This is a genomic window from Candidatus Zixiibacteriota bacterium, from assembly GCA_014728145.1.
Taxonomy (GTDB): domain Bacteria; phylum Zixibacteria; class MSB-5A5; order JAABVY01; family JAABVY01; genus WJMC01.
In genome coordinates this window covers 1-13,561 of record WJMC01000041.1, presented here as the reverse complement: position 1 = coordinate 13,561, position 13,561 = coordinate 1, and the positions used below count along the sequence as shown (strand labels likewise).

At 50.1% G+C, this 13,561-nt stretch carries 9 protein-coding genes; 5 read left to right on the top strand and 4 right to left on the bottom strand.

The features are described from left to right. From nadE to GF404_02475, 3 genes are all read left to right on the top strand, one after another. The coding region (nadE, locus tag GF404_02485; GenBank protein ID MBD3381044.1) for an NAD(+) synthase at positions 1 to 570 on the top strand (570 nt) is incomplete at its 5' end. A 188-nt stretch (positions 571 to 758) separates the two neighbouring features. Further along, positions 759 to 1,211, top strand: a complete 453-nt coding sequence (locus tag GF404_02480; protein MBD3381043.1) for an MgtC/SapB family protein — start codon at positions 759 to 761, stop codon at positions 1,209 to 1,211. A 185-nt stretch (positions 1,212 to 1,396) separates the two neighbouring features. Next, positions 1,397 to 1,981, top strand: coding sequence for a GNAT family N-acetyltransferase (locus tag GF404_02475; GenBank protein MBD3381042.1), 585 nt, complete (start codon positions 1,397 to 1,399; stop codon positions 1,979 to 1,981). A gap of 430 nt (positions 1,982 to 2,411) precedes the next feature. On the opposite strand, the gene gyrA is transcribed toward GF404_02475, so the two are convergent. The 4 genes from gyrA to recF all read right to left on the bottom strand — a co-directional run bounded on the left by gyrA (position 2,412) and on the right by recF (position 8,434). Further along, positions 2,412 to 4,862: a DNA gyrase subunit A gene (gene gyrA, locus GF404_02470; GenBank protein MBD3381041.1), complete on the bottom strand. Its 2,451-nt coding sequence runs from the start codon at positions 4,860 to 4,862 to the stop codon at positions 2,412 to 2,414. Between the two features lie 70 nt (positions 4,863 to 4,932). Then, positions 4,933 to 6,918: a DNA topoisomerase (ATP-hydrolyzing) subunit B gene (gene gyrB, locus GF404_02465; GenBank protein ID MBD3381040.1), complete on the bottom strand. Its 1,986-nt coding sequence runs from the start codon at positions 6,916 to 6,918 to the stop codon at positions 4,933 to 4,935. An 8-nt stretch (positions 6,919 to 6,926) separates the two neighbouring features. Then, positions 6,927 to 7,217 carry a DUF721 domain-containing protein gene (locus GF404_02460; protein ID MBD3381039.1) on the bottom strand — a complete coding sequence of 97 codons (291 nt, stop codon included), beginning with the start codon at positions 7,215 to 7,217 and terminating at the stop codon, positions 6,927 to 6,929. Between the two features lie 104 nt (positions 7,218 to 7,321). Continuing rightward, positions 7,322 to 8,434 (bottom strand): DNA replication/repair protein RecF, encoded by a 1,113-nt coding sequence (gene recF, locus GF404_02455; GenBank protein ID MBD3381038.1) that lies wholly within the window; start codon positions 8,432 to 8,434, stop codon positions 7,322 to 7,324. Between the two features lie 266 nt (positions 8,435 to 8,700). Between recF and GF404_02450 the strand changes: the two genes are divergently transcribed. Together GF404_02450 and GF404_02445 are read left to right on the top strand one after the other, a co-directional pair. After that, positions 8,701 to 9,753 (top strand): class I fructose-bisphosphate aldolase, encoded by a 1,053-nt coding sequence (locus GF404_02450; GenBank protein ID MBD3381037.1) that lies wholly within the window; start codon positions 8,701 to 8,703, stop codon positions 9,751 to 9,753. Positions 9,754 to 10,012: 259 nt separating this feature from the next. After that, a partial coding sequence (locus GF404_02445) for a PAS domain S-box protein (GenBank protein MBD3381036.1) occupies positions 10,013 to 13,561 on the top strand: 3,549 nt, incomplete at its 3' end.

Here is a 13,561-nt window from a genome sequence, read left to right as displayed (position 1 = left end):
TTCAAAGCTCTCCTGTCGGAGCAGTTTGCAGGCTTAAAAGAAGATATCACCGAGGAGAACCTGCAGGCCAGGATTCGTGGTAATATCCTGATGGCACTTTCGAACAAGTTTAACTGGATTGTACTGACGACCGGCAATAAGTCCGAGGTCTCGGTTGGATATTTCACGATCTACGGCGATTCCGCGGGCGGGTTCGCGGTGCTGAAAGATGTCTACAAGACCCTGGTGTTTCAGCTGGCGCGATATTATAATCGGATGCGCGGAAAGACAGTTATTCCCCGTTCGATCATCACCAAACCACCCTCGGCTGAGCTTCGTCCCGACCAGAAAGATATCGACAGCCTTCCGCCCTACGAAAAGCTCGATCCGATATTGAAGATGTATATTGAAAGCGACATGGGCCAGCGCGAGATCGTAAAAGCAGGTTATGACCGCAAGCTGGTCAGGCGGATTATCCGGCTGGTGGATATGTCGGAGTATAAACGCCGCCAGTCGCCCCCGGGAATCAAGATCACCCCGCGCGCTTTCGGACGCGATCGGCGTATGCCGATCACGCAGAAGTATTTTTAGCATTCAATATCCAAGCTTGTGATCAGAAAAGCAGTTCGTCAGCCAGCTTGTATTCGCCCGTATACACTAATGCAACAGACCGCAATAGATAAGTACACCAGTTGGTATTTAACTAAGGAACTATCGAATCCCGCATGGGATTATATAGATAAAGGCAAACGTCATAACAGATCGCGATTGGAAAAGTCATGGAACTAAACTGGAGTTTGATGCTTCATAACCTCTATCATCTTGCAATCGCCTACGCGCTCGCTCTCCCGATCGCGCTCAACCGCGAATCCAGTGTCAAAAGCGCCGGATTGCGTACCTTCCCACTGGTTGCGGTAGCTTCCTGTGGATTCATGCTGATCGGGATTGATGTGCTCTCGACTACCGATGCCGAATCGCGAGTCATCTACGGAATCGCTACTGGTATTGGATTTATCGGTGGTGGAGCAATCCTCAAGACCAAAGGATCAGTGTCAGGAACGGCCACAGCCGCAAGTATCTGGAATGTCGGTGCCATCGGGGTTGCGGTTGCCTGGGGCAAGTATGAAATCGCTCTGGTTTTATCACTGCTGAATTTTGTTACTCTCTCGATCGGTAAAAGGTTCAAAAAGTCTTTAAAATCCTCTCAATCAAATTCGAAAACTGAAGAATAAAACTACTTCATAAAGTCCAGAGCATTCTCAATCCTTGATCCGGATTATTACAGCAGATGTATAAAATATCATCTGATGAACAGCGGTCAGGCAAAAACTATGACAGATTTCAACGCGCATAGTTTTTTAATTGACTTTTAATTTCTGTCGATACAGTTTGTCTTTTCAATAAACAAGCAGACACCATGATTAAAATACGTGAATACAAACCTGAAGATGAACCCGGCTGGCTGAAATGCAGACTGCTGTCTTTTTTTGATTCGGCGTACCACGATGATGTCCAGTTGAGAAAAGCCTCGTACGACAATCCGCTGATCGATTTGGTGGCGGTTGATGGGGGAAGGATAGCCGGGCTGATTGAAATCGAATGTGAGTTCGTGCCATGCGATATCTGCCGTGAGGGCGAGTTTCCGGCGGGGATGATCTGGAATCTTGCGGTCAGGCCTGAATATCGCAGACAGAAGCTGGCTACGAAACTGCTCGATGAGGCGGCTTGGCGGGCTCGTGAAAAGAAGATCAAGAGGTTCGAAGCGTACACCCGTGACGATGACTTCGTTTTGGCCTGGTACAAACGCAATGGCTTCAGAAAAGTCATGTCGTATCTGCATGTCTACATGGATTTCGATGAGCAGTCTGAAGTGCTCAAGAGTTCAATCGCAGACCTGAAACCGGTACATGTGCTGGCGCATTACACCGGCGACGATACGGAAATGATCCGTAAGAGATTCAAGCGTGTGCACGACTGCAACCTGTTAGAATTGAAGTTGTAGTTAACTACCTCTGGTCTCAGGGCGAGGCTTTTATCCTGCCGACTCCTGTCGACTTTATATATATCCAGCCCAGTGTGGTTGTGCTGATTTGGGGGCCTTACAATTGTATCCCCGGCCTGTGTGAGTTGCAGAATCAGGGTAGCCTGACTACTTTTCTTAGAGGTAGGTCTCATCGTTTGTTCTGACAGGTCCTGGCACTGACTTTAATTCGGTGGTGTGGCCTGGCAGACTGAACGCGCCAGGTCACAATTTCCGACTTGCTGTCGCAAATCAAGGCCTGATGCAACTGCAACTCTGGAAAATACTTCATCTGCTGTTTCGCAATGCTTCGCGTAAAACGTACACTCCGGATAAACCTGCGGGTTACAACAAAATAAAAAGGCAGGCCATATATTGAACCTGCCTTATTTTGAATGCATTTTTATAGCGATCAGCCTTCGGCGCCTTCTTCTTCCTGTTTAGCGGAAACCACCCGGGCCACATCGATCACCTTGTCGTCTTTGTCGAGGTTGATCAGTTTGACGCCCTGGGTGTTGCGGCCGATCGTACGGATCGAACTGATCTGGGTTCTGATTACGATTCCTTTGTTGGTGATGATCATCAGTTCATCCTGATCGACTACTTCTCTTACCGCCACAACCTTGCCGTTGCGGTCGCTGGCCTTAATATTCTTTACTCCTTTTCCACCGCGGTTGGTGATTCGATAATCAACAATATTCGAACGTTTGCCGTAGCCGTTTTCAGTGACAGACAAAAGAGTGGTCATCCGGCGAACGACCACCATACTGATAACATAGTCATTTTTGCCGAGGTTGATTCCTTTGACTCCGTATGCTGTACGGCCCATGGCGCGTACTTTATCTTCGCCAAACCGAATTGCCTGCCCCTCGCGAGTGGCTAAAATGATCTCAGAGGTTCCGTCGGTCAGCCCGGCCTCGATCAGTTCATCGTCGGAGCCTTCCGGTATGGTCATGGCGATGATGCCGTCGCGCCGAGGATGCGAGAAAGCTGTCAACTCGGTCTTTTTGACCTGGCCCTTGCGGGTAGACATGACGATATAGAGTCCCTCTTCGAACTCACGTACCGGCTGGAAGGCGCGAATCGATTCACCCGGCTGGAGATTCAGCAGGTTGACGATCGGACGACCCTTGGACATCCGGCCCCCGATCGGAAGGGCATGGACCTTGATCCAGTAGACCTTGCCGAAATTGGTGAAGAAGAGGATATAGTCGTGGGTGGAGGCGACGAAGAGGTGCTCGATCACATCCTCTTTTTTGACCTCCATACCGATCACACCGCGCCCGCCACGTTTTTGACGGCGGTAGGCGGAAGTAGAGATACGCTTGATATATCCGCCATGCGTAATCGTGATAACCATATCTTCCTCGGCGATCAAATCCTCGAGCGAGAATTCCTCCTCTTCGTCGGTAACCATGGTCCGACGAGGATCGCCATATTTATTTTTGAGCTCGGTGAGTTCATCTTTGATGATCTGCATTCTTTTTTCTTTGGATTTGAGGATACCCCGCAAGGTCTCGATATTCTTGATCACCTCCAGGTACTCATCCTGAACCTTCTGGCGTTCCATACCGGTCAGGCGCTGTAGTCTCATATCCAGGATCGCCTGGGCCTGAACGTCGGAGAGCTCGAATTTTTTCATCAGGCCGGTTTTAGCTTCTGCCGGTGTTTTGGATTCGCGGATGAGGGTGATGACGGCGTCGATATGGTCGAGCGCGATCTTGAACCCTTCGAGGATATGAGCCCGTTTTTCTGCCTTGTCCAGTTCGAACTGGGTACGGCGGGTGACGACTGTATGACGATGTCGGATGAACTCATCCAGCATCATGCGCAAGGTCAATGTTTTCGGGACACCGTCGACCAGAGCCAGCATATTGACGCCGAAGGTATTCTGCATCATGGTATGCTTGAAGAGCTGATTTAACACAACCGCCGCGGGTGCGTCGCGTTTGAGCTCGATCACGATCCGCATACCGTCGCGGTCGGATTCATCGCGTAAGTCGGTGATCCCCTCGATCGTCTTGCGATTGACCAGGTTGGCGATCTTCTCCAGCAGGTTGGCCTTGTTGACCTGGTACGGGAGTTCGGATACAATAATCGATTCCTTGCCGTTTTTCTGCTTTTCGATACTGGCACGAGCGCGCACAACCACCCTGCCGTGGCCGGTCAGGTAGGCATCCTTGATACCCTTGCGCCCGTAGATAATCCCGCCGGTTGGAAAATCGGGAGCGGTGATATGGGTCAGTAGCTCCTCGTCCGGTATCTCGGAATTGTCGATTACGGCGCGGATCGCGTCGACGACTTCCTCGAGATTGTGAGGTGGGATATTGGTCGCCATCCCGACCGCGATACCGGAGGAACCATTGCACAGCAGGTTCGGAAACTTGGAGGGCAGGACCACCGGTTCCTTGCGGGTTTCATCGTAGTTGGGAACGTAGTCGACAGTATCTTTCTCAAGATCGGCCAGCATCTCCATCGCCAGCGGTGTCAGCCTTGCCTCGGTGTATCGCATGGCGGCCGCCGGGTCGCCGTCGATCGAACCGAAATTGCCCTGCCCCTGTACCAGGGTGTAACGCATATTGAAATCCTGTGCCATCCGTACCAGGGTCGGATAAACTACACCCTCGCCATGAGGATGATAGTTGCCTGAGGTGTCGCCGGCGATCTTGGCGCATTTACGGTATGGCCGACCGGGCGACAGGTTGAGATCGTTCATGGCGATCAGGATTCTGCGGTTGGAGGGTTTCAATCCGTCGTAGGTGTTTGGTAACGCCCTGGCTGTAATGACCGACATCGAGTAATCAAGGTAACTCGATTTCATCTCCTCTTCCAGGGCGACCGGCTGTATATTTTCGCGTTCCATTACCATTTTCTATATCCTCTTCTGGCTGGCTTTAGCTGATATAAATGCCCCCCGATTGTATCCATATTAATCAGGCATCCAGGTTTTGCACATAACGCGCGTTTTGCTGGATAAAGTTACGTCTCGGCTCGACCACGTCACCCATCAGCATGGTAAAGATCTTGTCCGCTTCCTGGGCGCTCTCGATCGTGACCTGCTGGAGACTGCGCTTGTCCGGATCCATGGTGGTTGTCCAGAGCTGTTCCGGGTTCATCTCACCCAGTCCCTTGTAGCGCTGTATATGCAAGTTGGAATCCTTGACTTTGGCAAACTGTTCATTGATAACCCGTTTAAGTTCCTCGTCGGAGAAAGCGTAAACTTCCTTTTTGCCGTGAGATACACGGTAGAGCGGAGGATTGGCGATATACATATGACCGCTCTCGATCAATTCTTTCAGGTAACGGAAGAAGAACGTCAAAATCAAAGTGCGGATATGCGAACCGTCGACATCAGCGTCGGTCATGATGATTATCTTGCCGTAGCGCAGTTTCTCGATATCGAAATTATCGCCTCCCACACCAGTTCCCAGGGCGGTGATCATGGTCCTGATCTCTTCGTTTGAAAGGATCTTGTCGAGCCGGGCCTTTTCGACATTGATAATTTTACCTTTGAGCGGAAGAATCGCCTGGAAACGGCGGTCGCGACCGGTTTTGGCGTTGCCTCCCGCGGAATCACCCTCTACCAGGAACAACTCGCAGGCATCCGGGTCTTTCATCGAGCAATCCGCAAGTTTACCCGGCAGGTGACCCGAGTCGAGCGCGGTTTTGCGACGGGCCAGGTCCTTGGCCTTGCGGGCCGCCACCCTGGCACGCAGGGCGTTCACTCCCTTGTCGATGATCTTGCGGGCGATGGAAGGATTTTCCTCCAGAAAATAGCTCAGGTTCTCGCCCACGATCTGCTCGACCACCCCTTTGACTTCCGAGTTGCCCAGCTTGGTCTTGGTCTGACCCTCAAACTGCGGATCCGGCACCTTGGCTGAAATTACCGCTGTCAAACCCTCACGGACATCATCGCCGGAAAGGGTTTTATCGCCGTTTTTCAAGAGCTTGTTCTTCGAGGCGTAGTTGTTGATCGTACGTGTCAGCGCGGTCTTGAAACCGATCAGGTGCGTACCGCCCTCGATCGTGTTGATGTTGTTGACATAGGAAAAAACATTCTCCTGGAAGGAGTCATTGTGCTGGATCGCAAACTCGACCTCCACGCCTTCCCGCGTGTCGGAAAAATATATCGGCTTCTTGTAAATCGGATTCTTGTTCTCGTTCAGGTATTCGGCAAACGATGCCAGCCCGCCCTTGTAGAAATAGAAATCGGAACGATCGTTGATATCGTCTCTAATTTCGATTTTGAGACCCTTGTTCAGAAACGCCAGTTCGCGCATACGGGTGGCCAGGCGGTCGAAACTGAAAATAGTGTCATTAAATATCTCGCCGTCGGGTTTGAACGTGGTCTTGGTTCCTGAGGTCTTGCGTTTACCGATCTTTTTGAGCTCGGAGGTCGCCATACCACGTTCATATTTCTGATAATATACATCGCCGTCGCGGGAGATTTCGACCTCGCACCACTCCGAAAGAGCGTTGACGACGGAGACACCCACACCGTGGAGCCCGCCCGAAACCTTATAGGATTGATGATCGAATTTACCGCCGGCATGAAGCATGGTCATGACCACCTCGACCGCGGGACGATTCTGGGTCGGATGTTTATCGACGGGTATACCGCGTCCGTTGTCGGTCACTGATACCGATCCGTCTTTATTGAGGATCACTTTTATCGTGTTACAGTAACCGGCCAGGGCCTCGTCGATCGAGTTATCGACTACCTCGTAGACCAGGTGATGCAGTCCGCGCCGGCCGGTGTCACCGATATACATCGCCGGCCTCTTGCGCACCGCCTCCAGCCCTTTCAGCACGGTAATCGAACGCGCGTCGTATTTTACGCCGATCTCGTTTAAGACATCGACGGGGTCGACCGCTTTATCTGTCTGCTTCATTTTAGTTTCCTTTTTCTTAGCGCTCATACACAGCCTTACTTCAAATAGATATCTTTTACAATGCTTTTATCAAGTCTGGCATTCAGTTTGGCGATCAATTCCCCTTTTAGAAAGACCAGTTGTTGCCGCCAGATCGGATCGGAGACTTTGACTATCAGACGTCCGTCAGTTAGCTTAACTGCCCGGCAGTGACGGGCGATTTCCTTGCCGGCCACTTCGTTAAACAGTTTTACAGCGTCGACCTCCCGAAGTTTACCTTCGTAACCGAATTTCCGGATCAGCTCGGCCACTACCGCCCCGATTTTCTCGGGCTCGCTATTTTTCATAACTTATTAATATAGCTTAATTTAAAGCCATCCGCAAGCAAAAAACATTAATTTTTTAACATTTTTGCACTTGTAATAATATGTAGTACATAGAGTTATAAATACTATTTCAGTTCAGTCGGAATACCGCCCTCGATCCTGTGCTTACAAATAAAAATACTTAAGTCGTTGATTTCAGATGTCTTAGAGGTGGTCACGAATGTCTGGCCCAGATCCGGGAGGAGGTCTGTAATGAATCCGAGTCGTTTGCGGTCGAGGTCGGAATAGATTTCATCCAGAAGCATCACAGGCGCCTGCTCGAGTTTATCCTTAAGGTATTGGTGTTGAGCGAGTTTTACGCTCAACACGGCGGTCTTGATCTGACCCTGGGAGGCGTACGAGCGGGCTTCGGCATCCTTGACAAGAAACTGGAGTTCATCGCGATGGGGGCCGTAGAGTGTCTGCCCCATCGCCAGCTCGCGTCTTCGACGGCTTTTGAGCTTGGCGGCAAAGTTTTCAGCGGTAAATTCCGGCAGGCGGGGCGAGGGACTGTACATAAGTTTGAAGTCCTCATCGTGACCGCTGATACGGTTGTAGAAATCGGTTGCCAGTGGTGACAGCTGGTCGATGAATTCAGCCCTGACGGTGTTGATCTCTACCGCTGACTGCGCCAGATTCTCGTCCCAGATCGCCAGAGTGGTTTCCATCTGCTCGCTCAGGCTTCCCCGTTCCTGGTAATCCTTGAGCAGGGCGTTGCGCTGGGCCAGCAACTTGGAATAATCGCTTAAAAGGGCGATGTGCGCTGGTGTTGATTGCGAGATCGTCAGAGACAGAAATCGCCGGCGCGATGACGGTGGCCCGATCACGAGGTCGAGGTCGTAGGGTGAGAACTCGACCAGCCTGAAATACTGGTAGAGATCGGCCAGTTTCTTGAGCGGAGCTGAATTGACCTTGATCATCTTGCGGGATCCGGGTTCTACCCCGACTTCGACCGTGACCTGGTGGGGATCGATTTGGCCTTCGCTTACCAGCCTGAAAAAATCTGTGTCGCGGCGGATCAGGGTTTCATCGAAATGGGTTCGAAACGATCTTCCGGTGCCACAGTAGTAGAGCGCTTCGAGGATATTTGTTTTGCCAGCGCCATTGGGGCCGACGATTAAATTGGTGCTCTCTGAAAAGGCGAGCCCGGCTTTTTCGATGTTTCTGAAGTTGGTCAACTCAAGTTGTGATATAAACATGCCGCCAATATAAGAGTTAGGGCATCGATTGCCAAATTACTTGTGGACAGTAAAAAAATTTAGTAGTTTTACAAATGGGTAAGTATATCTTTTGCGCAGGTCAGAAACCGGCGCTCCAAAAAATGTGTTGGATACTGTATACTGACGAGCGAGAGCTGTTTTTCTCCCGGCAGATGCGGGTATCCGCCGGGCAGGGGCCCGATTTGACTATTGATCTCAAATAAATGGACAACATATGCAATATAGATGCCTGAAAGGAGTCACGTATGGCAAGCTATGACAAATTAAAAGAGCTTTTAGGCGATGATGTCAAACTGCTGGACTACAAGTGTTCCGGTATTCCCAAAAACCGGCTTCATCTGCCCGGACCTGATTTCGTTGACCGTATTTTCGTCAATTCCGATCGTTCCATCAACACCCTGAAAAACCTCAACTGGCTTTACAACCATGGGCGCCTGGCCGGTACCGGCTATCTCTCGATTCTGCCGGTCGACCAGGGAATCGAGCATTCGGGTGGAGCATCGTTTGCTCCAAATGTTGACTATTTCGATCCCGAAAATATTATTAAGCTGGCGATCGAGGGAGGGTGCAACGGAGTCGCCTCGACCTATGGTGTCCTGGGTACTGTGGCGCGCAAGTATGCCCACAAGATTCCCTTCATCCTCAAGATCAATCACAACGAGATGCTGACCTATCCCAACACCTACGACCAGATCCCGTTTGCCACGGTCGAGCGGGCGTTCGACATGGGTGTGGTCGGAATCGGCGCGACTATCTATTTTGGCGCGCCTGAATCCAACCGCCAGATTCAGGAAGTCTCCGATATTTTCGAGAAAGCCCATGATCTCGGTATGTTTACGGTGCTGTGGTGTTACCTGCGCAATTCTGAATTCAAAAAAGACAAAGACTACCATACCGCCTCGGATCTCACCGGCCAGGCCAACCATCTCGGTGTCACTATCGAAGCTGATATCGTTAAACAGAAACAGGCCACGACCAACGGTGGTTATACGGCCATCAATTTTGGTAAAACCCATGACCTGGTTTACAGCAAGCTGACCTCGGACAATCCGATCGACCTGACCAGGTACCAGGTGGCCAACTGCTTCATGGGCCGGATCGGCATGATCAATTCCGGTGGCGCATCGGGAGAAAACGATCTGGCGCAGGCGGTTCGGACCGCGGTGATAAACAAGCGCGCCGGCGGGATGGGGATGATATCCGGACGTAAATCATTCCAGAAACCGCGCGAGGAAGGCATCAAACTCCTGAATACTATCCAGGATGTTTTCCTGTGCGATGAGATCACTGTCGCGTAATTTAAATTAAGCTCGAATGCAATGGCGGTCACTCATTGTGGCCGCTTTTTATTTTGCTTCTTACATAGTTGTTTAAGCTCCTGCGCGCTCAAAATTTTGCCAAAAGATGCCGATAAACTCGATAAATGGGGAGTTGTTCCGGCTTACTGTTATGTTTATCACCTTTGAAGCAATATACAAAGTCCGGTCAACAAGACAGAGAAACTGTCATTTATTCTGAGTGTCTTATTCTTTTTAGCAGGTGAGTTCATTAGAAGACATGGATAACCGGCCTGATCAGAGCGGATCGAACTATGGGGGCTATCGATCGACTCCCGGCATCCGGCGGAAAATCCTGATACCGTTGGGTCTTACGCTGGCGGTTATAGTCAGCTCTGCCTTATACAGTTTGATCGCGCTCCAGAACCACAATGCGGACGAAAATCTCTCTCAAAAACTGGTTCAGATCGAGAAGAGTTTTCAGGATATCCTTGATGACGATACGGACCTGATAAAAGTGCTTTTGGATCGTGTTGCGGATAACCCGAAGATTCAAAAGGCCTGGCAGTCCAAAAATCGTGAACAGTTGCTGAGAAGATGTTTGCCTCTCTTCGACGAGTATAACTCCAAGTATCGTATTACGCATTTCTATTTCCATGACCTCGACCGCTACTGCTTTTTGCGCGTTCACAATCCTGAGCGCTATGGTGATTCGATCATCAGGTATACCATGACTGAATCCGGTCAGAGCGGTATGATCTCATCGGGGATCGAACTCGGACCGCTGGGGACGTTTACATTGAGGGTGGTGGCACCGTGGCGAATCGACGGAGAACTGGTCGGCTACCTGGAGTTGGGCGAGGAAATCGAACATATAACCGACCAGCTTACGCAGATGTACGATGTCAAATTGATTTTTACAGTCGAGAAGAAGTTTTTGGACCGTTCCGGCTGGGAAAACGGCCTGCGTGTGATGGGCAAGGAGGGTGACTGGGACCGTTTCGATGATATCGTCGCCATAGATCACAGCCTGTCGCATCTGCCATACAACCTGGTCTCTCTACTGAACAGCTGGCCGGAACTGCAGAATACCGGATTTCCGGAAGTTCGGTTCAACGACAGGATGTACCGTTTTGGTCTCACGGGCTTGTATGATGTTTCCAGAAAGAAGATGGGCAGTATCGTTATGCTGGTCGATTTCAGCGAGGAGAGCGCTTATCTCTCGCGTTTCACTATCATACTTCTGGGGTTGGGCTGTATTGCGGGTGTCTTCTGCTTTTGGTTTTTTAATATGATTCTGGCTCGTCTCGAAAGTAGACTAAAAAACACTCATCGGAAGCTTGTGGAGGAAATCGATATCCGCAAAAGAACTGAAAAACTGCTCAGTTTTACCAAGTATTCAATCGACAATATCGCCGTGAGCGCATTCTGGGTCGACCGCAAAGGAGGTTTCATCTATGTTAACCCGGCCGCCTGCCAGTACCTGGGGTATTCCGAGCAGGAACTGTTGCAGATGAAAGTCTGGGATGTCGCTCCTGAATTTCCGCAAGATATCTGGGGCGAGCATTGGCAACAGATGCAAAAGGTTCGCCAGCTGAAAGTCGAAACTGTCCAGAAACACCGATCCGGGAAGGTGTCGCCTATCGAGGCCTCACTCAACTATGTAGAGTGCGAGGGAAAACAGTCCATAGTGGCTTTCATCTCGGATATCAGTGAACGAATCAAATCCGAAAATGAATTAAAGCGAATCAATCTTTTCCTCAAGGAAACACAGCGGATTGCCACAGTAGGTGGATGGGAGCTGGATCTCGACAGCAAAGAATTCTATCTGACAGATGAAGTTTATAAGATTCTCGACTATCCCTCCGAGAAACTGATAACAATGCAGGATGCAGTAAGCCTGTGTCATCCCGATTACCTGGACACATTAAAAGAAACTCTCGATAATGCTATTGCGCATGGTAAACCTTATGATTTGAGGCTTCGCTACAAGACCTATAAGGGTCGGGATATCTGGATCAGAGCGATTGGCCGCAAAAGTGTATCTGAAGATAAAAGGACAGTCCTGCACGGCACGCTTCAGGATATCACCGCACAGAAGCTGTGGGAACAGAAGATTAAAGCCAGCGAGGAAAAATTCCGCATGCTTTTGCAAAAAGCGACCGACGGAATCGTTATTCATACCTCCCAGGGAGAATTTCTGGTGGTCAATGACCGCATGCACAACTCGCTCGGCTATACCCGCGAAGAATTCATGCGTCTGAAACTGCCCGATATCCTCCTTCCGGAAATTGCCGAAGAAGTGCCGAGCCGGCTGGAAGAATTAAAAGCTAAAGGCAACACTGTGTTCGAATCGGTGCATGTCAAAAAAGACGGTTCGATTATGCCGGTCGAAGTGGCCAGCCAGGAAATCGTTTTTGAAGGTCAGACAGCTTACCTGAGTATTGTGCGTGATATCACTCAGCGCAAAAAATCCGAGGAAACTATCAAGGCTCAACTGCAGTTCATGAGCACTTTGATAGAAACCATTCCCAACCCGATATTCTACAAGGACAGGCGAGGTGTCTATCTCGGATGCAACCGGGCCTTCGCGGATCAGATCCTCGGTCTCGACAAAGAAGATATAATTGGCGCGACTGTTTACGATCTGCCGATGCAGATTCCGACAAAACTTGCTGATGATTATCACAGCCAGGACCTGCGTTTGATCCAGTCGGGCGGGTACCAGGTCTATGAATCCAAAGTGAAATGCGCCGATGGTGTCGAGCGAGAGTTCCATTTCAGTAAAGCTTGTTATAAAGATGCCGGCGGGGATACAGCCGGTTTGGTGGGTGTGATGCTGGATCTGACCGAGCGACGCAAAATCGAGAAAGCCTTGCGTGAAAGTGAAAGCAAGTATCGCGGGATCTACGACAATGCCCAGATCGGCCTTTTCCGTACAACCATTGAAGAGGGACAGGTGATCGAATGCAATGCGCGTTTCGCTGAAATCCTGGGTTACCCATCTGTTGAAAGCTGTATCAGAAACTGCGTATTGTCATCGATGTATGTAGATACCCGGGATCGTCAAAGGATGGTCGCCGAACTTCAACAGACAGGCAGGATTTCCAATTACGAAGCACAGTTTGTAAACAATGTCGGTAAAACAAAATGGATACGTTATTCCGCCCGTTTCCTGAAAGAGATGAACTGCCTGGAGGGTGTGGCGGTCGAGATCAGCGAAGAAAAAGAAGCTCTCGAGATGCAACATAAGTCCAGCCAGCAGGTGGTCAATATACTGGCAAGCATCTCCGACGGTTTTTACATCCTCAATGATGATCTCCAGATCACCTACTTCAATAAAGCCGCAGAAGAAATTCTTGGAAAGTCGAGCGATCAGGTCTTTGGCAGGAATCTATTCAAGACTTTCCCGGAATTCGAAAACTCATTTCTGCAGGAGAGTTACCGGGTCGCGGTCAGGGAGAAAAAGCAGATGTCGTTCGAGATACCCCTGATCGTAAATGGGCGCGAGGACTGGTTCGATATCCGGGTCTATCCTTTCGAGGAAGGCATATCGGTCTACTTCCAGTCGATTCTGGAGCGCAAACGCTTTGAACAGGTCTTAAAAGAAAAGGAATACAAGCTCCAGTCCACGCTCGACACTGCCGCCGACGGCATCATAGTGATCGACAGCTACGGCATGATCGACACCTTCAACCCTGCTGTGGAACGGATGTTCGGCTACATGATCGAGGAAGTTAAAAACAAGAACATCAGTACCTTGATTCCGGATTTATTGAAGAAAGTAATCTACCCGACTCTGGCCGAGACTGCGGAAAATAAAGATCTC